21 protein-coding genes are annotated in these 21,931 nt (G+C 61.7%); 8 read left to right on the top strand and 13 right to left on the bottom strand.

The genetic code is table 11. The features are described 5' to 3' along the window. Positions 1–6: 6 nt before the first annotated feature. From PI91_RS04920 to PI91_RS04905, 4 genes are all read right to left on the bottom strand, one after another. Entirely contained in the window at positions 7–1,029 is a 1,023-nt protein-coding gene (locus PI91_RS04920; protein WP_023325958.1) for a HoxN/HupN/NixA family nickel/cobalt transporter, read from the bottom strand. A gap of 1 nt (position 1,030) precedes the next feature. Then, positions 1,031–3,247 carry a carbamoyltransferase HypF gene (hypF, locus tag PI91_RS04915; RefSeq protein ID WP_023344791.1) on the bottom strand — a complete coding sequence of 739 codons (2,217 nt, stop codon included), beginning with the start codon at positions 3,245–3,247 and terminating at the stop codon, positions 1,031–1,033. A gap of 5 nt (positions 3,248–3,252) precedes the next feature. Next, a complete protein-coding gene (gene hydN / locus PI91_RS04910; RefSeq protein WP_008499565.1) occupies positions 3,253–3,798 on the bottom strand; it encodes an electron transport protein HydN in 546 nt (181 codons plus the stop codon). 134 nt (positions 3,799–3,932) lie between these two features. Further along, positions 3,933–4,946, bottom strand: a complete 1,014-nt coding sequence (locus PI91_RS04905; protein ID WP_032638031.1) for a LacI family DNA-binding transcriptional regulator — start codon at positions 4,944–4,946, stop codon at positions 3,933–3,935. A gap of 213 nt (positions 4,947–5,159) precedes the next feature. Between PI91_RS04905 and ascF the strand changes: the two genes are divergently transcribed. Both ascF and PI91_RS04895 read left to right on the top strand, forming a co-directional pair. Then, positions 5,160–6,611 carry a PTS cellobiose/arbutin/salicin transporter subunit IIBC gene (ascF, locus tag PI91_RS04900; RefSeq protein WP_008499568.1) on the top strand — a complete coding sequence of 484 codons (1,452 nt, stop codon included), beginning with the start codon at positions 5,160–5,162 and terminating at the stop codon, positions 6,609–6,611. A gap of 18 nt (positions 6,612–6,629) precedes the next feature. Continuing rightward, positions 6,630–8,054 (top strand): 6-phospho-beta-glucosidase, encoded by a 1,425-nt coding sequence (locus PI91_RS04895; RefSeq protein ID WP_023325962.1) that lies wholly within the window; start codon positions 6,630–6,632, stop codon positions 8,052–8,054. 81 nt (positions 8,055–8,135) lie between these two features. Here the strand turns inward: PI91_RS04895 and hycI are convergent, their stop codons facing one another. From hycI to hycA, 9 genes are all read right to left on the bottom strand, one after another. After that, entirely contained in the window at positions 8,136–8,591 is a 456-nt protein-coding gene (gene hycI / locus PI91_RS04890) for a hydrogenase maturation peptidase HycI (RefSeq protein WP_039265550.1), read from the bottom strand. Then, entirely contained in the window at positions 8,584–8,994 is a 411-nt protein-coding gene (locus PI91_RS04885) for a formate hydrogenlyase maturation HycH family protein (RefSeq protein ID WP_039265549.1), read from the bottom strand. The genes hycI and PI91_RS04885 overlap by 8 nt, the downstream gene beginning before the upstream one ends. Beyond that, positions 8,991–9,758 carry an NADH-quinone oxidoreductase subunit B family protein gene (locus PI91_RS04880; protein ID WP_021241938.1) on the bottom strand — a complete coding sequence of 256 codons (768 nt, stop codon included), beginning with the start codon at positions 9,756–9,758 and terminating at the stop codon, positions 8,991–8,993. The genes PI91_RS04885 and PI91_RS04880 overlap by 4 nt, the downstream gene beginning before the upstream one ends. Then, the gene (locus PI91_RS04875; protein WP_008499573.1) at positions 9,758–10,300 is read right to left on the bottom strand and encodes a formate hydrogenlyase complex iron-sulfur subunit; all 543 of its coding nucleotides are present in this window, start codon (positions 10,298–10,300) and stop codon (positions 9,758–9,760) included. Before PI91_RS04875 ends, PI91_RS04880 begins: the two co-directional genes overlap by 1 nt. 9 nt (positions 10,301–10,309) lie before the next feature. After that, on the bottom strand, positions 10,310–12,019 hold the full coding sequence (hycE, locus tag PI91_RS04870) for a formate hydrogenlyase subunit HycE (RefSeq protein ID WP_025912384.1): 1,710 nt from the start codon (positions 12,017–12,019) through the stop codon (positions 10,310–10,312). A gap of 15 nt (positions 12,020–12,034) precedes the next feature. Next, positions 12,035–12,958, bottom strand: coding sequence for a respiratory chain complex I subunit 1 family protein (locus PI91_RS04865; protein ID WP_039265548.1), 924 nt, complete (start codon positions 12,956–12,958; stop codon positions 12,035–12,037). A 1-nt stretch (position 12,959) separates the two neighbouring features. Next, positions 12,960–14,774: a formate hydrogenlyase subunit 3 gene (gene hycC / locus PI91_RS04860; RefSeq protein ID WP_039265547.1), complete on the bottom strand. Its 1,815-nt coding sequence runs from the start codon at positions 14,772–14,774 to the stop codon at positions 12,960–12,962. After that, positions 14,771–15,379, bottom strand: a complete 609-nt coding sequence (locus tag PI91_RS04855; protein ID WP_023294427.1) for a 4Fe-4S dicluster domain-containing protein — start codon at positions 15,377–15,379, stop codon at positions 14,771–14,773. Before PI91_RS04855 ends, hycC begins: the two co-directional genes overlap by 4 nt. Positions 15,380–15,450: 71 nt before the next feature. Continuing rightward, on the bottom strand, positions 15,451–15,915 hold the full coding sequence (hycA, locus tag PI91_RS04850; RefSeq protein WP_008499579.1) for a formate hydrogenlyase regulator HycA: 465 nt from the start codon (positions 15,913–15,915) through the stop codon (positions 15,451–15,453). A gap of 210 nt (positions 15,916–16,125) precedes the next feature. Between hycA and hypA the strand changes: the two genes are divergently transcribed. From hypA to flhA, 6 genes are all read left to right on the top strand, one after another. Further along, positions 16,126–16,476, top strand: coding sequence for a hydrogenase maturation nickel metallochaperone HypA (gene hypA / locus PI91_RS04845; RefSeq protein WP_039265546.1), 351 nt, complete (start codon positions 16,126–16,128; stop codon positions 16,474–16,476). A 3-nt stretch (positions 16,477–16,479) separates the two neighbouring features. Next, on the top strand, positions 16,480–17,343 hold the full coding sequence (gene hypB / locus PI91_RS04840) for a hydrogenase nickel incorporation protein HypB (RefSeq protein WP_039265545.1): 864 nt from the start codon (positions 16,480–16,482) through the stop codon (positions 17,341–17,343). Continuing rightward, positions 17,334–17,606: a HypC/HybG/HupF family hydrogenase formation chaperone gene (locus tag PI91_RS04835; RefSeq protein WP_008499582.1), complete on the top strand. Its 273-nt coding sequence runs from the start codon at positions 17,334–17,336 to the stop codon at positions 17,604–17,606. The genes hypB and PI91_RS04835 overlap by 10 nt, the downstream gene beginning before the upstream one ends. Positions 17,607–17,608: 2 nt before the next feature. Then, the gene (hypD, locus tag PI91_RS04830) at positions 17,609–18,730 is read left to right on the top strand and encodes a hydrogenase formation protein HypD (protein WP_039265544.1); all 1,122 of its coding nucleotides are present in this window, start codon (positions 17,609–17,611) and stop codon (positions 18,728–18,730) included. Further along, positions 18,727–19,737 (top strand): hydrogenase expression/formation protein HypE, encoded by a 1,011-nt coding sequence (gene hypE / locus PI91_RS04825; RefSeq protein WP_039265543.1) that lies wholly within the window; start codon positions 18,727–18,729, stop codon positions 19,735–19,737. The genes hypD and hypE overlap by 4 nt, the downstream gene beginning before the upstream one ends. A 64-nt stretch (positions 19,738–19,801) precedes the next feature. After that, a complete protein-coding gene (gene flhA / locus PI91_RS04820) occupies positions 19,802–21,874 on the top strand; it encodes a formate hydrogenlyase transcriptional activator FlhA (protein ID WP_032675414.1) in 2,073 nt (690 codons plus the stop codon). The last annotated feature ends 57 nt before the right edge of the window (positions 21,875–21,931 follow it).

Raw genomic sequence — 21,931 nt, 5'->3', positions numbered from 1 at the left:
GGTCGTTCAGGAACGTACCACCAGCGCGTCGTAGCCGCGCCAGCGGTAATTCGCCATGGAGATCAGCCAGCAGGCGACAAACAGACCCACGACGACAAACCCGGCGTTGCCCAGATTGTCGTTTACCGCGCCAATCAGATCCCAGAGGCCGCCGCTGAGGGCAAATTTATCCATCAGCAGACCCAGCGCTTCCAGCCCGCCGATAAACAGCGCCACCACCACGGAGGTGCCGGTGATGGTCATGTTGTAGTAAAGCTTGCGCTGCGGTTTGTTAAACGCCCAGCCGTAGGCACCCACCATCAGCAGGTTGTCGAGGGTATCCACCAGCGCCATGCCGCTGGCGAAGAGTGCCGGGAAGATCATGATTGACCACACCGACATTCCGCTGGACGCGCTGGCGGCAGAGATCCCCAGCACGCCGATCTCGGTGGCCGTATCAAAGCCGAGACCAAACAGGAAACCGACCAGGTACATCTGCCAGCTTTTATTGACGAGGCGGAAGGTCTTGCCAAACAGCCAGTTCATCACCCCGCCCTGAGCCGGTAGCGTGATGTCGTCCTGCACGGGCCTGCCGCGTTTTAGCGCCTGAAAATTGCGCCAGACGCCGCGCAGGATCACCATATTCACCAGCGCCATCGCCAGCAGGAAGGTCGCGGAAACGGCGGTACCAATCAGGCTGCCGGTTTCGTGGAACCACGCCATGTTCTTCTGAAACGCCGTGGCGGTAGCGGCGATGGCAATGGAGGCCAGCACCACGATGGTGGAGTGGCCCAGCGAGAACCACGCCCCCACGCCGGACGGGCGTTTGCCCTGCTGCATCATCTTACGCGTCACGGTATCAATGGCGGCAATGTGGTCAGCGTCCACCGCATGACGCAGTCCGTAGCACCACGCCAGCAGGCTTGCCGCCATCAGCGCCGTGCTGCCGCTAAAGGTGTGCCATGCCCATCCCCAGGCCAGCAGGTTTGCCATTACCAGAGCCAGCAGCAGGAGCGCGGCGCGAGGTTCATTGCGTAACAGTCGTAACATTTTAAGTCCTTTGTAAACATGACCGGGCTGCGGCGACCACCGCCTGCCCGAAGGAGATCGCTCCGTCACCTGCGGGCAGGCGCGAAGGAAAAAGAAGCGTAAAGTCAGAAAGATAATGACGCAGACGCGCGCACAGCAGACGGTTGTGCAATACCCCGCCGCTGAGGCAGATTGTCGACAGCGACAGGCGCCGGGCGTGAAACGCGGCGAGCTGCGCCAGCCCTTTTGCCAGCGCGTCGTGAAACGCCCAGGCGCGCGCGCAGGGCTCCGCCTGCCAGCTCAGCCACTGCTGCCAGAAAAGCGCGAGGTTATCCACTATCAGCGTCACCGGATGGTCGACACCCGCGCACTGCGATGCCAGGGCTTCCAGCCGGCAGGCGGCTTCACCTTCCCAGGATTGGGTTTCGATACCCAGCGCGCAGGCGACTGCATCAAACAGGCGACCGCAGGACGAGGCCTGCGGCGCGTTGAGGCCGCGCTGGATCGCCGTCGCCAGCAGCGGCCAGTTCTGGCGCTGAACCGCATGGGTTTCCGGATGTTGCTGCCAGTCGGGCACAAACGCCAGGCAGTGGGCGAGCAGATTGCGCCACGGCTGCCGCGCCGCCAGATCGCCACCCGGCAGCGCAACGGCAGGCAGGCCACCCAGATGCGCATAGTCGAGATAGCTGACCCGCAGGCACTCTCCACCCCACAGCGCGCCGTTTTCCCCCATGCCGATCCCGTCCAACGTCAGGGCGATAACGTCTCCGCCATCGCGCGGCCAGCCGTTTTCGGCCAGGCACGCCGCCGCGTGAGCGTGATGGTGGTGTACCTCTTCAAGGGGCAACGCCTGCGCCTGCGCCCACTGGCGAGCGCGATACCCCGGATGGGCATCGCACACCACGCGCGTCGGCTGAAAGGCGTAAATGTCCTGCATCACCGACAGCGCGGAACGCCACTGCGCTTCCACACCCTCGTCACCGAGATCGCCAAAATGCTGGCTCAGCACCGCCTGGTTCCCACGCACCAGGCAGAAGGTGTTTTTCATCTCCGCCCCGGTGCACAGCATGGCGGGAATATTGTCGAACCCGGCAGGCAGCGTGACAGCATCCGGCACAAAACCGCGCGCGCGGCGCAGCATCGCACCGTCCCGATCCATCACCGAATCGTCCATCCGCTGCAGGATATCGCGGTTATGCAGCAGGAAGCCGTCCGCGATGTCGCTGAGCTCATCCAGCGCCTGGCGGTTGGTGACGGCAGGCGGTCTGCCGCTGAGGTTGCCGGAGGTCATCACCAGCGGGCGCTGACAGTCCATCATCAGAAGATGCTGCAGCGGGTTCGCAGGAAGCATGATGCCCACGGAATCCAGACCGGGCGCGATACCTTCCGGGAGCGCGGGCAGCCAGGCTTTTGGCGTGAGCACAATGGGTGCGGCGGGTGAGCGCAGCAGTGCCTGAACCGTCTCCGGCAGGTCATCCGCATGCGGGATCATTACCGCCAGCGGCTTCGACGGGCGCTGCTTGCGTGACCGAAGCGTCGCGACCGCCTGCGGGTTACGCGCATCGCAGACGAGGTGAAAGCTGCCCAGCCCTTTAACCGCAACAATACCGCCGCTTTTCAGCATCGCTACCGCCGCGCGCAGCGCAGCCTCGCTGTCAGCGGTCATGTCGCCCGCACGCCACGCCAGCGCGGGTCCGCAGTCCGGGCAGGCGACCGGCTGGGCGTGAAAACGGCGGTCGGCAGGATTGCGGTACTCGGCTTCACACGGCTCGCAGAGCGGGAACGGCGCCATTGCCGTGGCCGGACGGTCATAGGGCATCGCGCGGATAATGGTAAACCGCGGCCCGCAGTGGGTGCAGTTGATAAACGGATAGCGATAGCGGCGTTCGCGTGGGTCGCACATCTCAGCCAGACACGCCGGGCAGGTCGCGGCATCGGGGACAATCTGGGTGTCCATCGTCCCGGCCCCGCTGTGGCGGATGGTAAAGTCCTCCGGCACGTGCGCCCAGGTAAACGGCTGCGTTTCCACGCGATCAATGCGTGCCAGCGGCGGGCAGTCCTGATGCAGCCTCGCGGTAAAGGCCCCCCCATTACCCGCGAGGCGCACCAGCACGCCCTCTCCGTCATTGCAGACGTCACCGGTCAGCTGAAGCGCCTGCGCCAGCTGCCAGACGAAGGGACGAAATCCCACGCCCTGCACCTTGCCGCGCACCCGCAGCTGAACGCCGTTGCTGCTCATACGGTTCAGAACAGCAGTGATGACGAGGTGTCGAACGCCGCGCGACGGCGCTTTTCGGCGCTCATCTGCTCAAGCTTGTCGCGATCCACGCAGACCAGCGCGTGCGTCGGGCAGGCTTCCATACAGGCCGGGCCGGCCTCACGGTGGTAGCACAGGTCGCACTTGTTGGCTTCGGCTTTCTCCGCCCGCACGCTCAGCCCCATGCCGCTGTTGCGCACCACCGGACGGACCACCACCTCCATCGCGCCATACGGGCAGGCAACCACGCAGGTTTTGCAGCCAATGCAGCGCTCCTGCATCACGTGCACAAAGCCTTTCTCGCGTTTAATCGCCCCGTTCGGGCAGACGTTCGCGCACGGTGCGTCTTCGCACTGGCGACAGATGGCGGCGGTGGAGATATTCACGCCTTTGATGACGTGGATGCGCGGCAGGAAGGTGTCAGGGGTAAGCGACGCGCAGTCCTGCTCCGCCTGATGGGAAACCACGCACGCCACTTCACAGGTACGGCAACCAATACACTTACTGGCATCGGCCATAATAAAACGGTTCATCTGCTTCTCCAGCATTACAGTTATGCGCGGAGATATTCATAAACCGTGCCAACAATTAACACATTGATTTTATAGAACTTTAAAAATCGCAGCGGCGCTGTCATCGTCACTTATGACGATGACAGCTGTCGACATCAGCGGTGTGGGCCGTCAATAACCGAGTCGCGCAGGACAAGCTCGCCGGAGAAGGTTTGCTGATATTTAAACTCGCCGCCGTCGAGCATGAAGATCAGGCGGCTGATGGTCTCCTGAATCATCTCCGTTACCGGAATGCGTACGCTGGAGAGCGACGGCACGATGTAGGGCGCGATGGCCACATCGTCGAAACCGATCACCGACACCGCGTCCGGCGTGGCCACGCCGCTGTCGCGCAGCTGCTTCAGGGCACCGATGGCCATATCGTCATTGCTCGCCACCAGCGCCGTAAAGCGTTCGCCGCGAGCAAGCAGGTCGGACACCGCCGCCGCGCCGCTGGCGGGGTTCCACTTCCCCTGCGCGATCAGCCCCTCGCGCAGCGGTATACCGTGCTGCGCCAGCGCGTCCTTGTAGCCGGAGAGACGCTCGACCCCGGTGGGGGAATCCATCGAGCCGGTGATAAAGGCGATCTCCCGATGCCCTTTCGCAATCAGCTGTGACACCGCGTCCTGGCTGGAGGCTTTATGATCGGACCAGACGCTGTGGCTGCTGTTTTTCCGCAGGCGGCGGTTGAGCACCATAATGGGCTGCTCGCACTTCTCGACGATCGCATCCATCTCATCCACGCTCAGAAAACGCGGATAGATGATCACCGCGTCGCAGCGCATATCCAGCAGATACTGGATCGCCTCGCGCTCCTCATCGGCGCTGTGCTTGCCGTCCGCGAGGATCAGCTGTCGCCCTTTCTCTTCGGTCATGCGCGCGGCGTGAAACAGCAGTTCGCTAAAGTAGACGCCGTGATAAAGGGTGTTCGTCACCACCAGGCCCAGCGTCTGGGTGCGTTTGGTCGCCAGGTTGCGCGCCAGCAAATTTGGCCGATAGCCGCTCTCTTCAATGGCCTGAAACACCCGGTCTTTGGTCTCCTGGCTGACGTAGCCATTACCCGACAGCACCCGGGACACCGTCGCTTTCGAAACGCCTGCCCGCTTCGCCACTTCCAGCATCGTGGTCATGTTTTTTTTCCATCCGAAACTCATGCGGGCAGTGTACTGCACTGCAGAAAAATTGTCGCAGCGGCGACATCACGCTTTCGGCACCTCATTGCGACATTCATCACGAAACGAAAAAATGGTCAAAAAGCGATCTTGTTTCATTCATAAAAACTCATGATGATTATGTGGAACCGGTTTCCTACATTTCACACAACGATAACAGGATCACATCCGATGGCCAAAAATTACGCTGCGCTGGCGAACGACGTTATCAGCGCGCTGGGCGGCAAAGAGAACATCGTCGCCGTCACCCACTGCATGACGCGACTGCGTTTCGTTCTGAAAGACGAAACCCTCACCGACGCCGCGCGCCTGAAAAGCATCAGCGGCGTGCTCGGCGTGGTGCGTAACGACAACCAGTGCCAGGTGATTATTGGCAATACCGTCTCTCAGGCGTACCGCGAGGTAGTAAGCCTGCTGCCCGCTGACCTGCAGCCCGCGGTGCCGGAAGGCCCGCAAAAGCTGACGTTACGCCGCATTGGCGCCGGGATCCTCGACGCGCTGATCGGCACCATGTCCCCGCTGATCCCGGCGATCATCGGCGGCTCGATGGTCAAGCTGCTGGCGATGATCCTCGAGATGACCGGCGTGCTGCCCAAAGGCGCACCGACGCTCACCATTTTGACCGTCATCGGCGACGGCGCGTTCTTCTTCCTGCCGCTGATGGTGGCGGCCTCGGCGGCGGTAAAATTCAAAACCAACATGTCGCTGGCGATAGCCATTGCGGGCGTGCTGGTGCACCCGAGCTTTATCGAGCTGATGGCGAAAGCCGCGCAGGGCGAGCACGTTGAGTTCGCCTTTATCCCGGTGACGGCGGTGAAATACACCTACACCGTCATCCCCGCGCTGGTGATGACCTGGTGCCTGTCGTACATCGAACGCTGGGTGGATCGCATTACCCCGGCGGTGACGAAAAACTTCCTCAAGCCGATGCTGATCGTGCTGATTGCCGCCCCGCTCGCCATCGTGCTGATTGGCCCGCTGGGGATCTGGATCGGTAGCGCCATCTCCGCGCTGGTCTACACCATTCACGGCTACCTGGGCTGGCTCTCCGTGGCGATCATGGGCGCATTGTGGCCGCTGCTGGTGATGACCGGGATGCACCGCGTCTTTACGCCGACCATCATTCAGACCATTGCCGAAACGGGCAAGGAAGGGATGGTGATGCCGTCGGAAATTGGCGCCAACCTGTCGCTCGGCGGTTCGTCGCTGGCGGTGGCGTGGAAAACGAAAAACCCGGAGCTGCGCCAGACGGCGCTGGCGGCGGCGGCCTCCGCCATCATGGCGGGGATCTCTGAACCAGCCCTGTACGGCGTCGCGATCCGTCTGAAACGCCCGCTGATTGCCAGCCTGATCAGCGGCTTTATCTGCGGCGCGGTGGCCGGTATCGCGGGTCTTGCCAGCCACTCGATGGCGGCACCGGGGCTGTTTACCAGCGTGCAGTTCTTCGACCCGGCCAACCCGATGACCATCGTCTGGGTGTTTGGCGTGATGGGTCTGGCAGTGGTGCTGTCGTTTATTCTGACCCTGATACTGGGCTTTGAGGATATTCCGGTCGAAGACGAGGCTGAAAAAGCGCGCGCCCTGCAGACCGCACCGGTACAGAACAACGCAGCAAAAGCATAAATTGAAAGCGAGGTAAGAATGTCTGTTTTTCCACAAGGATTTTTATGGGGCGGCGCGCTTGCCGCCAACCAGAGCGAAGGGGCTTACCGTGAAGGCGGCAAAGGGCTGACGACGGTCGATATGATCCCCCACGGCGCGAATCGCCTGGCAGTGAAGCTCGGTAAGGAAAAGCGTTTCTCGCTGCGTGACGACGAGTTCTACCCGAGCCACGAGGCGATTGATTTTTATCATCGCTATAAAGAGGACATCGCCCTGATGGCGGAGATGGGCTTTACGGTGTTCCGCACCTCGATCGCCTGGAGCCGCCTCTATCCGAACGGCGACGAGCCGCTGCCGAACAAAGAAGGCATTGCCTTCTACCGCGCGGTGTTCGAGGAGTGCAAAAAGTACAACATCGAGCCGCTGGTGACCCTCTGCCACTTTGACGTGCCGATGCACCTGGTGACGGAGTACGGCTCCTGGCGCAACCGCAAGATGGTCGATTTCTTCGCCCGCTACGCCCGCACCTGCTTCGAAGAATTTAACGGGTTGGTGAAATACTGGCTGACCTTCAACGAAATCAACATTATGCTGCACAGCCCGTTCTCTGGGGCGGGACTGGTGTTTGAGGAAGGCGAAAACGAAGACCAGGTGAAATACCAGGCCGCGCACCACGAGCTGGTGGCGAGCGCGCTGGCGACCAAAATTGCCCACGAGGTAAACCCGGAAAACCAGGTCGGCTGCATGCTGGCGGGCGGTAACTTCTACCCCTACTCCTGCAAGCCGGAAGACGTGTGGATGGCGCTGGAGAAAGACCGCGAGAACCTGTTCTTTATCGACGTGCAGGCGCGCGGCCGCTATCCGGCCTATTCTGCCCGCGTGTTCCGCGAGAAAGGCGTGGTGATTGTTAAAGACCCGGGCGATGACGAACTGCTGAAAAATACCGTCGACTTTGTGTCGTTTAGCTACTACGCCTCGCGCTGCGCCTCGGCGGACATGAACGCGGGCAACACCAGCGCGGCGAACATCGTGAAGTCCCTGCGCAACCCGCACATTCAGGTGAGCGAATGGGGCTGGGGCATCGACCCGCTCGGGCTGCGCATCACCATGAACATGATGTACGACCGCTACCAGAAGCCGCTGTTCCTGGTGGAAAACGGCCTGGGGGCGAAAGACGTCGTTGATGAAAACGGCGAGATTAACGACGACTACCGCATCAGCTACCTGCGCGAGCATATCCGCGCAATGGGCGACGCGATTGAGGACGGCGTGCCGCTGATGGGCTACACCACCTGGGGCTGCATTGACCTTGTCTCGGCCTCAACCGGGGAGATGAGCAAGCGCTACGGGTTTGTGTACGTCGACCGCGACGACGCCGGGAACGGCACGCTGGAACGGAAACGCAAGAAATCGTTCGGATGGTATAAGAAGGTGATTGCGAGTAACGGGGCGGATCTGGCGTAGCCTGTTTTGCCGGGTGGCGGCTTCGCCTTACCCGGCCTACAAAACCGTAGGCCCGGTAAGCGTAGCGCCACCGGGCGCTGCTCAGAGCTGAGAAAAACCTCCATCCCCAACCCACCCGGCAAGCCGTGAATACACCACGTCCACCGCCTCTTTCACCGGCGGCGTCATCGGGTAATAAAACCCGACAATGTCCGGCTGAATGCCCAAAAACAGCACCTCGCCCACGTCACCTTTGATCTGATCCACGAGGTAGTTCAGCGGCATATTGTGGGTGGTCATCATAAACATCTCGGCGATATCGTCCGGGTCAATCAGGCGGATCTCGCCGGGGTTGAGCCCCATATCGGTGGCATCGACGATTAACAGCCTGTCCGGGCGCAGCTCGCGGATGGCCACCACGTCGTTTTCCGGCGCACTGCCGCCGTCAATCACCACCCAGTCGCCCTGCGGGTTCGCGGCACACATCTCCGCCAGCAGCGAACCCGCGCCGTCGTCGCCCATCATGCTGTTGCCGACACACAGTAAAACGTCAGTCACGTAATCTCCTCACCATCAGGTAGATGGCGCTCTCCTGATGAATATCATGCAGCATGCCGAGCAGCGTTTTGCTCCAAGTCTGCTGCTCGGGGGTTTGCCTGCCCAGCGCCGCGTCAAAGGCGTTGGCGAGCATGGCAATGTGGTTCACATCGATCACGATCTCACCGTACTTCGGCACGCCTTCCATTTTGCGCCGCGCCGCGCTGCCCTCCTCCAGCGTGGCAATCCACGCCAGGTATTCCGGCCACGGACAGCTCAGCGCGGCCTCCAGGCAGTCAATCACCCCGAGGTGATGCCCAATCGCCAGGCTGTAATAGACCACCTGCTGCGCCGCATCCGGCGTGGCATCGTTCTCATCAATAAACTTACGGCTCAGCTGGCTGAACACCACCGTTTCACTCATCGGATACGCGCCTCGTCGACGATGCTGTTCAGGTTCGCCACAATCTCATTGAGGCGCGGATCGTTTTCCGCCTCCAGCCAGCGTGCCACCTGATGGTCGCCCTGGCTCAGCAGGCGCAGATAATCATCGGCAATCTGACGGCCGTAGCGGTACCCCGCCAGCCTGCGTGCCGTGCGGTCAACCTTCACCCGCAGCGGCTGTACCATGTCCGGGTGCAGAATGGCGGCCGGCTGGTTGTCGAGTTCGCCCGGCTCGCGCGCGTGGATTTTCTGCTCCAGCAGGCCAAGCGCCATCGCGAAGCCGTACAGCGTCGCAGCGGGCGTCGGCGGGCAGCCCGGAATGTAGACGTCCACCGGCACGATTTTGTCGGTGCCGCCCCAGACGCAGTAGAGGTCATGGAAGATGCCGCCGCTGTTGCCGCAGGCGCCGTACGAGATGCAGATTTTCGGGTCCGGCGCGGACTGCCAGGCGCGCAGCGCGGGCGAGCGCATGGCGCGGGTGACGGCCCCGGTGAACAGCAGGATGTCCGCATGACGCGGGGACGGCACCACTTTGATGCCGAAGCGCTCCGCGTCAAACAGCGGCGACAGCGTAGCGAAGATCTCAATCTCGCAGCCGTTGCAGCCGCCGCAGTCCACGCGGTAGACGTAGGCCGAGCGTTTGATTTTTTTCAGCAGCGACGCCTTCATGCTGGCGATGGATTCATCCACCGTCATCGGCACCGGAATGCCGTTTGCGTCGCGCGGGCCCAGTAGGTTTTCCATCAGCTGGCCTCTCTCATGTGGCGGGTGATATCAATGCGGTCGGACGGCAGCAGGCACTTCTGTCGCTTGCACGCCGGACAGGTTTCAAAGCTTTCACGGTGATGTTCCGCGCGCGCGTCGCCGTTGTGCTGCAGCAGCGCGATGGCGTAGTCGATCTCTTTTTGCACGGCGAACGGGCGCTGGCAGACGCGACAGTGGCACAGGTCAAAGCGCGACTGCTGCAGGAAATCCTCTTTCTTCCACACCGCCAGCTCGTACTCCTGCGACAGGCGGATGGCGACCGTCGGGCAGACCTCCTCACAGCGGCCGCAGAAGATGCAGCGTCCAAGGTTAAACTGCCAGGCCAGCTCGCCGGTTTTGAGATCCGTTTCCACCGTCAGGGCATTCGACGGACAGGCGTTGACGCAGGCCGCGCAGCCGATGCACTGCTGCGGGTTGTGCTCCGGCTTGCCGCGAAAGTTTTTGTCGACCGGCATCGGCTCCAGCGGATAGCGGCTGGTCTGCGTGCCGGTTTTGATCACTTTTTTGATGAAGGTAAACATGACGAATCCTTATTTCAGCGGCGAGTTCTTACGCTCGATGCTGTAGCGCTCAAGCTCTTTGTACGGCACCACCTGGCTTTTCTTCTTGCGCACGTCCACGACGGTCATGCGGTCGGTGCAGGAGTAGCACGGGTCGAGGCTGCCGATGATCAGCGGCGCGTCGGAGACCGTGTTGCCGCGCAGCATATAGCGCAGGGTTGGCCAGTTGGCGTAGGTCGCCGCACGGCAGCGCCAGCGGTAGAGCTTCTGGTTGTCGCCGGTCATGCTCCAGTGGATGTCGTCCCCGCGCGGCGCTTCGGCAAAGCCGAGGGCAAAGCGGTTTGGAATGTAGGTGAAGCCCTCCACCATCAGCGGGCCGCCCGGCAGGTTGTCCAGACCAAAGTCGATCATGTTCAGCGCGGTGAACACCTCGTTGATGCGCACCTTCAGGCGGGAAATGACGTCGCAGCCCTGCTCGCTGTGCACGGTCATCGGCAGCAGGCCATAGCCGACGAACGGGTGATCGGCGCGGGTGTCGCGGGCGTGGCCGCTGGCGCGCACCATCGGGCCGACGTTGCTGAAGTCGCGGGCGATTTCCGGGTCAAGACGGCCGATGCCCACGGTGCGCTGCTCGATGTTGGGCGTGCTGAGCAGCATATCCACCAGCTCCTGCACGTCGCGGCGCATCTGCTGCGCCAGCTGGCGGGTCTGGATCATGTCGTTTTTCAGCAGGTCGCGGCGGATGCCGCCGATCAGGTTCAGGCCGTAGGTTTTGCGCGCCCCGGTGAGGATCTCCGCCATCTTCATCGACGCTTCGCGCACGCGGAAGAACTGCATAAACCCGGAGTCAAAGCCGACGAAGTGGCAGGCCAGGCCGAGGTTCAGCAGGTGCGAGTGCAGGCGCTCCACCTCCAGCAGGATGGCGCGGATCATCTGCGCGCGTTCCGGCACCACGATCCCCATGCCGTTCTCTACCGAGGTGGTGTAGGCGGTGCTGTGGGCGAAGCCGCAGATGCCGCACACGCGGTCAGAAAGAAACGTCACTTCGTTGTAGCCCATGCGGGTCTCCGCCAGCTTCTCCATGCCGCGGTGGACGTAGAACAGGCGGTAGTCGGCGTCGATAATGTTTTCGCCGTCAACGAACAGGCGGAAGTGGCCCGGCTCGTCAGAGGTGACGTGCAGCGGGCCGATCGGCACCACGTTATTCTTCTTGCTGCCCAGCTCGTTGATGAACTCGTAGGTTTCGCTGTCGGTAGTCGGCGCCGGGCGCTGGCGGTAGTCCATGCTGTCCTTACGCAGCGGATAGAGCTCGTCAGGCCAGTCGTCCGGCAGCACCAGACGGCGCTCGTCCGGCAGGCCAACCGGCACCAGGCCATACATATCGCGCACTTCGCGCTCACCCCAGACGGCGGCGGGCACGCGCGGCGTGACGGACGGGTATTCCGGTTTATTCGGGTCGACCTCGACGCGCACGGTGATCCAGCACTTCTCGCCCTGCTCCATCGACATCACGTAGTACACCGCGTAACTGCCGCACAGCTGGCGCTCGTCGTTACCGAACAGCACCGACAGCCAGCCGCCCTGCTGGTAGTAGAGAAACTCCACCACTTCCGGCAGATAGTTCACCTTAATGGTGACGGTGATCTGGTCTTTGGTTTGCCAGGACTCCTCCAGCACCACGCCCGGGAAAGCCTGATGCAACGCGGCGAGATACTGCTGACCTTTCTTTTCTTCAGACATAAATACTCTCTTTAATCACGCCACCAGCAAGGAGACGAACGCTAAAAATGCAAAACCAAACCCGGCCCAGGTGATGCGGGACGTTTCCACAAAACGCAGGCGCGCCATGCTGTTTTCGAACAGGGCGATGACCAGCACGCCGACCAGCAGCTTGAGGGCGGCAACCACGACGGCCAGCAGCAGACCGCCCGCGGAGAGGTGCGTCATCTGCCCCCACGGGAAGAAGACGCCGACAAACATCTGCAGCACCACCAGCTGTTTGAGGCTGATGCCCCACTTCAGCACCGCAAAGCCGTAGCCGCTGTATTCGGTGAGCGGCCCTTCCTGCAGCTCCTGCTCGGCTTCGGCCAGATCGAACGGCAGCTTGCCCATCTCGATAAACGTGGCGAACGCGCAGGCGCACAGCGCCAGCACCAGCGGAAGGGAGCGGGCAACTGGCCAGTGGTAAACGGTGTCGGTGATAAAGCTGATGTGCGTGGAACCCGCAACCTGCGCGGCGATCCACAGCCCCAGCAGCAGAATCGGCTCAACCAGCACGCCGAGCATCGCCTCGCGGCTGGCACCGATGCCGGTAAACGGGCTACCGGTGTCCAGGCCCGCAATCGCAAAGAAGAAGCGGGCGATGGCGAAGAGGTAGATAAGCGTAATCAGATCGCCAAGCACGGGCAGGGGCGAAGCCACCGTCACCACCGGCAGCGCGGTGGCGACGGTGAGCATCACGCCCACCATCACGAACGGCGTCAGGCGGAAGACCCAGCCTGCGGCATCCGGGGCCACGCTCTGGCGAGAAAGCAGCTTGAAGAGATCGCGGTACTCCTGCAGTACGCCAGGCCCGCGACGGTTGTGCATCCGGGCACGCGCCACGCGCGTGATGCCCGACAGCAGCGGCGCGGCGGCGAACAGCACCAGCGCCTGAAGAATTGCCAGTAACAGACTCATGTCAGGCTCCTCGTGAAATCACAATCACTACCAGCACCGCCAGCTCGATCAACGCCAGACGGCGGAACAGCGCGGGCACGGCAGCGTTCTGCCAGCCGGGTACCCAGCCCACCGGGTTCAGCCAGTGGCGCAGCTTCAGCACGGCGGCGAAGTTCTCTTTCACCGGCATAGCAAAACCGTGGGCGGTGATGACCATCGACTGTTCGTGTTCATAGCCGCAGGCCCACGCGGCACCGCGCGAGCGGGAGGTGAGCCGGTCGCGTTTGAAGAACAGCATCAGCACGAACGGCAGCAGCGGCGCGGCAATCAGCAGCAGCGCGATCATCGGCTGGGAAACGACGGTGTGCGCCGTCTCAAGCGGCAGCGGAATGGCCTTGCCCAGCAGCGGCAGCAGCCACGGCGCGGCAACCCCGCCCGCGATGCAGCACAGCGCCAGCGCGACCACGCTTACGCCCATCAGTACCGGTGCGCAGCAGGCGTTCTCAGCCTCACGCGTACGCGGCGCGCCAAGGAAGGTCACGCCATAGACTTTCGCCATGCACATCACGGCCAGCGCCCCGGTAATCGCCAGCCCGACCGCCAGCAGCGGCCCCAGCAGGCGGGCGATAAACGCCTCGCTCTGACCGAGGGCGAAGAAGGACTGATAGATCACCCACTCCCCGGCAAAGCCGTTCAGCGGCGGCAGCGCGGCCATCGCCATCAGCCCGACCAGCATGGCGAGTGAAATGACGGGCATCTTTTTGCCAATCCCTCCCAGCTTTTCAATATCCCGATGACCGGTGCGGAACCAGACGCTGCCCGCCCCGAGGAACAGGGTGCTTTTAAACAAGCTGTGGTTGATCAGGTGATACAGACCGCCGATAAAGCCAGCGGCAATCAGCGCCGGTTGATTAAGCGCCAGCCCGGTCACGCCCGCGCCCATGCCGAGCAGGATGATGCCGATATTCTCCAGCGTGTGGTACGCCAGAAGACGCTGGATATTGTGCTCCATCAGCGCGTACAGGCCGCCGATGAAGGCGGTGATCATGCCCGCAATCAGCAGCACCACGCCCCACCACAGCGGCGGCTGGCCGCCGGTCAGCGTAATCGCCAGAATCCCGAACAGACCGACCTTCATCACCACCACAGAAAACAGCGCGGCAGCGGGCGCGGAGGCATTCGCATGCGCCTGCGGCACCCAGCCGTGCAGCGGGATAATCCCGGCCAGCAGGCCAAAGCCGATCACGCCCAGCAGCCAGACGTCATTGCCCAGCGGATGCCCGTTAAGCGCAGCGAACTCCAGCGTGCCGAAACGCTGCCACACCCGCCAGCAGGCCAGCGCCAGCAGCAGCGTCCCGAGGCGTCCCAGCGCAAACCACACTTTCCCGGAGGCACTGCAGCCGGTCAGGAACACGCCGCACAGCGCCATAATCTCCGCCATCACCACCAGCGCGCCGAGGTTGCTGGCGATCACGGTGCACACCGCCGTCGCCATCAGCAGGTTCACCAGCAGGCCGTTGGCTTTGGCGTGCGGATGGCGGTGCCAGTCGATATTGAACAGGCTGATAAACAGCCCGCACAGGCCAAAGGTCACCAGCCAGATGGCGTTCAGCGGCGTAATCGCAACGGTGTGGCGAATCAGCGGCATCACGGCCTCTGCGGACTGCCCGCCGAGCAGGACAACCCCACCCGCCGCCAGCGTCATCAGGCTGCCGACCGCCCCGCCGATCCCGGCGATCCAGCCGCTCAGGGTTTTATGGAATGACAGAAGCCACGCCAGCACGGCGGCGGCGGCAAAGTACGCCACGGCGCTGGTAATCATCGTAATCGCGTTCATTTCACCCCCTCGTTGAGCGCCTGCAGAAGCGAAAGATCGCCGACGTCGGTATTAATGGTCAGCTCGCGCTTGCGCTTGCTGGTGCGGGCGATGTCGCGAATGTTCACCAGAATCAGCGCTTTGGTTGGACAGGTGCGCACGCAGGCTGGGCCCTGTTCATCGAAGCTGCACAGGTCGCACTTCACCGCCACGGCACGGATGCCGGGCACCCAGTCCAGCAGCGTGCTGACGCGTGCAGGCGCCGGAGGCGCGGGCGGGGCTTTAGGCGAGTTGGCATTGGCCGGAATATGCAGCGGGCGGCTGCCGGAGAATTCAATCGCACCGAACGGGCAGGCAATGCCGCACAGCTTGCAACTTACGCACAGGCTTTCGTTCAGCTGGACTGCGCCATCCACGCGGGTGATGGCGTTCACAGGACAGACACCCGCGCAGGGGGCATCTTCACAGTGATGGCAGAGCTGCGGGGCAGACTCTTTTTCATTACGCATGACGTGCAGGCGCGGCATGGACTGTAGCCCATGCAGGCGATGCGTTTCCGAACACGCCGCCTCACAGGTTCGACAGCCAATACAGACCGTCGAGTCAGCAATTACAAAACGGTTCACCGGGTTATCCTCTGGTGATAGTCATTTTTGACGAAAAACTGTCTTGTCGACACTTCTCGACACACTGGGGGTCAGGCCACGTTCGCTGAGGTATTTCCGTCCATCAGCTGCTTCAGGTTGACCGGGAGATCGTGTTCAACGGCGGTGTACAGGCCGTTATAAACCGGGGCGATTTTTTCCAGATAGTGCTCCAGTACCTGCTGGCGATCGCGGTTGCTGACGTGGCCGTCCACCATGCCGTCAGCCATCAGCTGCGCCTTTGCAATACACTGTTTTTCACCGTCTTTTGTCTCGAGGTAGTACTCGATGGTGTGGCTGTTGAAGTTATCCGCCAGGGTGACGTTGATGATGAAATGGCCGAAGAGGACAAAGCGCATATCGCCCTGCGCCGCACAACTCATCGCGTGGTGAAGACGCGCTTTCGACAAGGTAATGCCCTGAACCAGAGAGTTGCAGTAAAGGTGCCACTGGTCCTGTAACTGCTGATGACGCTGCGCGATGTATTCCGCTTTTTCGCTGATTTCCCAAATAGTCATAAAAGGTATCCGTTTAATGGAGATAGCGGCTGTTAAGCAGATTCCATGCCAGTTTTTATGCTTATGATTTTCAATGGATTTAACTAAAAATTCGCTGTCAACATCGCGGTGTCGACGTGTCATTTCGACAGCGGTGACATCGACACGCCTTAACAAAAATCAAGCTGGCACTGTTATTGCATTACCGGGGCAATTCATTGAGGAGGCGTCATGCACGAAATCACCCTCTGCCAGCGGGCTCTGGAACTTATCGAACAGCAGGCTGTGCAAAACCACGCGAAACGCGTCACCGGCGTCTGGCTGAAGGTCGGGGCGTTTTCCTGCGTCGAGACCAGCGCCCTGACCTTCTGTTTTGAGCTGGTGTGCCGCGGCACGCTGGCGGAAGGCTGCGAACTGCATATTGAGGAGCAGCAGGCGGAGTGCTGGTGCGAACAGTGTCAGCAGTACGTCACCCTGCTCTCATCAAAGGTACAGCGCTGTCCGCAGTGTCAGAGCGGCGGTCTGCGCATCGTGGCGGATGACGGCATGCAGATCCAACGCCTCGAAATCGAGAAGGAGTAAAGTATGTGTAGTACCTGCGGTTGCGCCGAAGGCAACCTGTATATAGAAGGGGATGAGCACCGTCCCCACTCCGCGTTTCGCTCCGCGCCCTTTTCCCCTGCCCCGCGCCCTGCGGCAGCCCTGACCGGCATTACCTTTGCGCCGCAGCGTTCCGACGCGGGCGACCTGCATTACGGCCACGGCGAAGCGGGTACCCACGCGCCGGGCATGAGCCAGCGCCAGATGCTGGACGTGGAAATCAACGTGCTGGACAAAAATAACCAGATCGCCGCCCGCAACCGCGCCCGCTTTGCCACCCGCAAACAGCTGGCGCTGAACCTGGTCTCCAGCCCCGGATCCGGTAAAACCACGCTGCTGACCGAAACGCTCAAACGCCTCAACGGGCGCGTCTCCTGCGCGGTGATCGAGGGCGACCAGCAAACGGTAAACGACGCGGCGCGCATCCGCGAAACCGGCACCCCGGCAATTCAGGTTAACACCGGCAAAGGCTGCCACCTGGATGCGCAGATGATTGCCGACGCCGCCCCGCGCCTGCCGCTGGCGGATAACGGCATCCTGTTTATTGAAAACGTCGGCAACCTGGTCTGCCCGGCGAGCTTCGATCTGGGTGAACGACACAAGGTGGCGGTGCTTTCGGTGACCGAAGGCGAAGACAAGCCGCTGAAATACCCCCACATGTTCGCCGCGGCATCCCTGATGCTGCTGAACAAAGTCGACCTGCTGCCGTACCTGAATTTCGACGTGGATAAGTGCCTGGCGTATGCCCGCGAAGTGAACCCGGAGATTGAGATCATGATGGTCTCCGCCACGCGCGGCGACGGCATGGACGGCTGGTTACGCTGGCTGGAGAACGAAAGATGTGCATAGGCGTACCGGGACAAATCCATTCCCTCAACGGTAATCAGGCCAAAGTCGAGGTCTGCGGCATCCTGCGCGACGTCGACCTGACGCTGGTGGGCAGCACTGATGAAACGGGCGCCTCGCGTCTCGGCCAGTGGGTGCTGGTCCACGTGGGGTTTGCCATGAGCGTGATTAACGAAGCGGAAGCCCGCGACACGCTGGATGCGTTGCAAAACATGTTCGACGTGGAGCCGGACGTCGGCGCGCTGCTGTACGGCGAGGAGCGGTAATCATGCGTTACGTTGATGAATACCGCGCGCCGGAGCAGGTGCTGCAGCTTATCGGACACCTCAAAACGCGCGCGGCGCTGCTGGACTACACCAAAGAAAGGCCGCTGCGGATCATGGAGGTGTGCGGCGGGCACACGCACGCGATCTTTAAATTTGGCCTCGACCAGCTGCTGCCGGAGAACATTGAGTTTATCCACGGCCCCGGCTGCCCGGTCTGCGTGCTGCCAATGGGACGCATCGACAGCTGTATCGAGATTGCCAGCCGGTCCGACGTCATATTCTGCACCTTTGGCGACGCGATGCGCGTGCCGGGGAAAAACGGCTCGCTGCTGCAGGCGAAAGCGCGCGGGGCGGACATCCGGATCGTCTATTCGCCGATGGATGCCCTGACGCTGGCAGCGGATAACCCCGCGCGCAAGGTGGTGTTTTTTGGCCTGGGGTTTGAAACCACCATGCCCGCGACGGCCATCACGCTGCAGCAGGCGAAAGCGCGCGGCGTCGATAACTTTTTCTTCTTCTGCCAGCACATTACGCTTATCCCCACCCTGCGCAGCCTGCTGGAAGCGCCAGGCAACGGCATTGACGCCTTTCTGGCACCGGGCCACGTCAGCATGGTGATTGGCACAGACGCCTACGGTTTTATCGCTGAACAGTACAATCGTCCGTTAGTGGTTGCTGGTTTCGAACCACTTGATCTACTGCAAGGTGTCACCATGCTGGTTGAGCAGAAAATAGCGGCCCTGAGCGCGGTCGAAAACCAGTACCGCCGCGTGGTGCCGGATGCCGGCAATGAACGGGCTCAGCGTGCCATTGCGGAGGTGTTCAGCGTCGAAGGCGACAGCGAGTGGCGAGGACTGGGGCTGATTGCCGAATCCGGCGTGCGCCTGACGCCAGCCTATCGCGCGTTCGACGCTGAAGCGCATTTCCGCCCGCAGCCGCAGCAGGTTTGCGACGATCCCCGGGCCCGCTGTGGCGAGGTGCTCACCGGCAAATGCAAACCGCATCAGTGCCCGTTATTTGGCAATACCTGTAACCCGCAAACGGCGTTTGGCGCGCTGATGGTCTCCTCCGAAGGGGCATGCGCCGCGTGGTATCAATATCGCAACCAGGAGTGTGAAGCATGAACACGGTGGAAATGGCGCACGGAAGCGGTGGACAGGCGATGCAGCAGTTGATTAACCGGCTGTTCATGGAGGCCTTTAACAACCCCTGGCTCGCCGAGCAGGAAGACCAGGCGCGCATTGACCTCGCCACCCTCACCGCCCAGGGCGACCGGCTGGCCTTCTCCACCGACAGCTATGTCATCGATCCGCTGTTCTTTCCCGGCGGCGATATCGGCAAGCTCGCCGTCTGCGGCACGGCCAACGACGTGGCCGTCAGCGGCGCCATTCCCCGCTACCTCTCCTGCGGATTCATCCTTGAAGAGGGTCTGCCGATGGAGACGCTCTCGGCGGTGGTGAACAGCATGGCACACACCGCGCGCGAGGCGGGTATCGCTATCGTCACCGGGGACACCAAAGTGGTCCAGCGCGGTGCGGCCGATAAGCTGTTTATCAACACCGCCGGAATGGGGGCTATCCCCGCCAACATTCACTGGGGCGCACAGCGGCTTAGCGCGGGCGACGTGCTGCTGGTAACCGGCACGTTGGGCTGCCACGGAGCGACTATCCTTAACCTGCGCGAAGGCTTAGGGCTGGACGGTGAACTGCGCAGCGACTGCGCGGTGCTCACCCCGCTGATTCAGACGCTGTGTGCTATTCCCGGCGTGAAGGCCTTGCGTGATGCCACCCGTGGCGGGGTGAATGCGGTGGTTCACGAATTCGCCGCAAGCAGCGGGTGCGGAATTGAACTGACCGAGCGTGGCCTGCCTGTAAAAGCTGCCGTGCGCGGGCTGTGCGAACTATTGGGACTTGACCCACTGAACTTTGCTAACGAAGGCAAGCTGGTGATCGGCGTGGAACGCACGGCGGCGGAAGCCGTTCTTGCAGAGCTGCGCGCGCATCCATTAGGGAAAGAGGCCGCCATCATCGGCGAAGTGGTTGAGCGCAAGGGGGTGCGCCTGACCGGACTTTACGGCGTGAAGCGCACGCTGGACCTGCCGCACGCGGAACCGTTACCCCGAATTTGCTAGAGCCGCGCCATAAGCGGTCAGCACTGAATGTCTCTTTTTTGCCAGTTTCTATTGGAAAGCAATAATGCCGTATACACCGATGAGCGATCTTGGACAGCAGGGCCTGTTTGATATCACGCGCACACTTTTACAGCAGCCCGATCTCGGCGCGCTGAGCGATGCCCTGACGCGGCTGGTCAGGCAATCAGCGCTGGCCGACAGCGCGGCGATTGTACTGTGGCATAGCGCAACGCACCGCGCGAGCTACTACTCAACGCGCGATAATGGCAAAACGTTTGAGTATGAAGACGAAACGTATCTCGCGCATGGCCCGGTGCGCCGTATTCTCTCCCGTCCGGAAGCGCTGCACTGCAACTTTGAGGAGTTCCGCACGGCGTGGCCGCGGCTCGCGGAGAGCAACCTCTACCAGCCGTTCGGCCACTACAGCATGCTGCCGCTCGCGGCGGAGGGCCATATTTTTGGTGGCTGCGAGTTTATTCGCACGACCGACCAGCCCTGGAGCGAGGCGGAATACGAGCGTCTGCACACCTTTACCCAGATTGTGGCCGTCGTCGCGGAGCAGATCCAAAGCCGCGTGACCAATAACGTGGATTACGACCTGCTGAGCCGCGAGCGCGACAACTTCCGCATTCTGGTTGCCATCACCAACGCCGTGCTGTCGCGCCTTGATATGGACGAGCTGGTCAGCGAAGTGTCGAAAGAGATCCACCACTATTTCAAAATCGATGCCATCAGCATCGCGCTGCGCGGCCATCGCAAGGGCAAGCTGAACATCTACTCCACGCATTATCTGGATGAAGCCAACCCGGCGCACGAGCAGAGCGAAGTGGACGAAGCGGGCACCCTGTCTGAGCGGGTATTTAAAAGCAAAGAGATCCTGCTGCTCAACCTGAGCGAGCAGGACCCGGTGGCACCGTACGAGCGGATGCTGTTTAACACCTGGGGCAACAAGATACAGACCCTGTGCCTGCTTCCCCTGATGTCCGGCAACACCATGCTGGGGGTGCTGAAGCTGGCGCAGTGTGATGAAGCCGTGTTTACCACCGCCAACCTGAAGCTGCTGCGCCAGATCGCCGAGCGTATCTCCATCGCGCTGGATAACGCCCTCGCCTATCAGGAGATCCACCGCCTGAAAGAGCGGCTGGTGGATGAGAACCTGGCCCTGACCGAACAGCTCAACAACGTGGACAGCGAGTTTGGTGAAATCATCGGGCGCAGCGACGCCATGTACAGCGTGCTCAAGCAGGTTGAGATGGTGGCGCAAAGCGACAGCACGGTGCTGATCCTTGGCGAAACCGGTACGGGTAAAGAGCTGATTGCCCGGGCCATCCACAACCTGAGCAACCGCAACAGCCGTCGGATGGTGAAGATGAACTGCGCGGCGATGCCCGCAGGCCTGCTGGAAAGCGACCTGTTCGGCCACGAGCGCGGTGCATTCACCGGGGCCAGCAGCCAGCGGCTGGGCCGTTTTGAGCTGGCGGACAAGAGCTCGCTGTTTCTCGACGAAGTGGGCGATATGCCGCTGGAGCTACAGCCGAAACTGCTGCGCGTCCTGCAGGAGCAGGAGTTTGAACGTCTTGGCAGCAACAAGCTTATACAGACTGACGTGCGGCTGATTGCCGCCACCAACCGCGACCTGAAAAAAATGGTCGCCGACCGCGAGTTTCGCAGCGATCTCTACTATCGCCTGAACGTCTTCCCGATCTTCCTGCCGCCGCTGCGCGAGCGCCCGGAAGATATTCCCCTGCTGGTCAAAGCGTTTACCGCCAAGATCGCGCGTCGGATGGGGCGAAACATCGACAGCATTCCTGCCGAGACGTTACGTACCCTTTCATCGATGGAGTGGCCCGGCAACGTGCGCGAGCTGGAAAACGTCATCGAGCGTGCGGTGCTGCTGACGCGCGGCAATGTGCTGCAGCTCTCCCTGCCTGAAGTGACGCTGCCTGACGTGACCGTGCCCGCCGCCGAGACGGCGAAAGAGGGAGAAGATGAATATCAGCTCATTATGCGCGTACTCAAAGAGACCAACGGCGTGGTCGCCGGGCCAAAAGGTGCCGCCCAGCGTTTAGGGTTAAAACGCACTACCCTGCTGTCGCGCATGAAACGCCTCGGGATCGATAAAGAGAGCCTGGTTTAAGCCCCCCAATCCGGCGGTGTTGCTCTGACACCGCCTTTCGTTACCCTGCGCAATTGT

The organism is Enterobacter sp. FB (genome assembly GCF_000805795.1).
Lineage (GTDB): Bacteria > Pseudomonadota > Gammaproteobacteria > Enterobacterales > Enterobacteriaceae > Enterobacter > Enterobacter roggenkampii.
The sequence above is the reverse complement of the archived record's forward strand: the minus strand, read 5'-3'. Positions and strand labels throughout refer to the sequence as shown.

Bases quoted from the DNA above. Each gene is read 5' to 3' on its own strand.
- PI91_RS04905 (WP_032638031.1), bottom strand. From the start codon at position 4,946: ATGACCACGATGCTGGAAGTGGCGAAGCGGGCAGGCGTTTCGAAAGCG.
- hypF (WP_023344791.1), bottom strand. From the start codon at position 3,247: ATGAGCAGCAACGGCGTTCAGCTGCGGGTGCGCGGCAAGGTGCAGGGC.
- PI91_RS04875 (WP_008499573.1), bottom strand. From the start codon at position 10,300: ATGTTTACCTTCATCAAAAAAGTGATCAAAACCGGCACGCAGACCAGC.
- PI91_RS04835 (WP_008499582.1), top strand. From the start codon at position 17,334: ATGTGCATAGGCGTACCGGGACAAATCCATTCCCTCAACGGTAATCAG.
- PI91_RS04865 (WP_039265548.1), bottom strand. From the start codon at position 12,958: ATGAGTCTGTTACTGGCAATTCTTCAGGCGCTGGTGCTGTTCGCCGCC.
- PI91_RS04920 (WP_023325958.1), bottom strand. From the start codon at position 1,029: ATGTTACGACTGTTACGCAATGAACCTCGCGCCGCGCTCCTGCTGCTG.
- hycC (WP_039265547.1), bottom strand. From the start codon at position 14,774: ATGAACGCGATTACGATGATTACCAGCGCCGTGGCGTACTTTGCCGCC.
- PI91_RS04880 (WP_021241938.1), bottom strand. From the start codon at position 9,758: ATGGAAAACCTACTGGGCCCGCGCGACGCAAACGGCATTCCGGTGCCG.
- hydN (WP_008499565.1), bottom strand. From the start codon at position 3,798: ATGAACCGTTTTATTATGGCCGATGCCAGTAAGTGTATTGGTTGCCGT.
- ascF (WP_008499568.1), top strand. From the start codon at position 5,160: ATGGCCAAAAATTACGCTGCGCTGGCGAACGACGTTATCAGCGCGCTG.
- PI91_RS04885 (WP_039265549.1), bottom strand. From the start codon at position 8,994: ATGAGTGAAACGGTGGTGTTCAGCCAGCTGAGCCGTAAGTTTATTGAT.
- hycA (WP_008499579.1), bottom strand. From the start codon at position 15,915: ATGACTATTTGGGAAATCAGCGAAAAAGCGGAATACATCGCGCAGCGT.
- PI91_RS04895 (WP_023325962.1), top strand. From the start codon at position 6,630: ATGTCTGTTTTTCCACAAGGATTTTTATGGGGCGGCGCGCTTGCCGCC.
- hypA (WP_039265546.1), top strand. From the start codon at position 16,126: ATGCACGAAATCACCCTCTGCCAGCGGGCTCTGGAACTTATCGAACAG.
- hypB (WP_039265545.1), top strand. From the start codon at position 16,480: ATGTGTAGTACCTGCGGTTGCGCCGAAGGCAACCTGTATATAGAAGGG.
- hypE (WP_039265543.1), top strand. From the start codon at position 18,727: ATGAACACGGTGGAAATGGCGCACGGAAGCGGTGGACAGGCGATGCAG.
- hycE (WP_025912384.1), bottom strand. From the start codon at position 12,019: ATGTCTGAAGAAAAGAAAGGTCAGCAGTATCTCGCCGCGTTGCATCAG.
- hypD (WP_039265544.1), top strand. From the start codon at position 17,609: ATGCGTTACGTTGATGAATACCGCGCGCCGGAGCAGGTGCTGCAGCTT.
- flhA (WP_032675414.1), top strand. From the start codon at position 19,802: ATGCCGTATACACCGATGAGCGATCTTGGACAGCAGGGCCTGTTTGAT.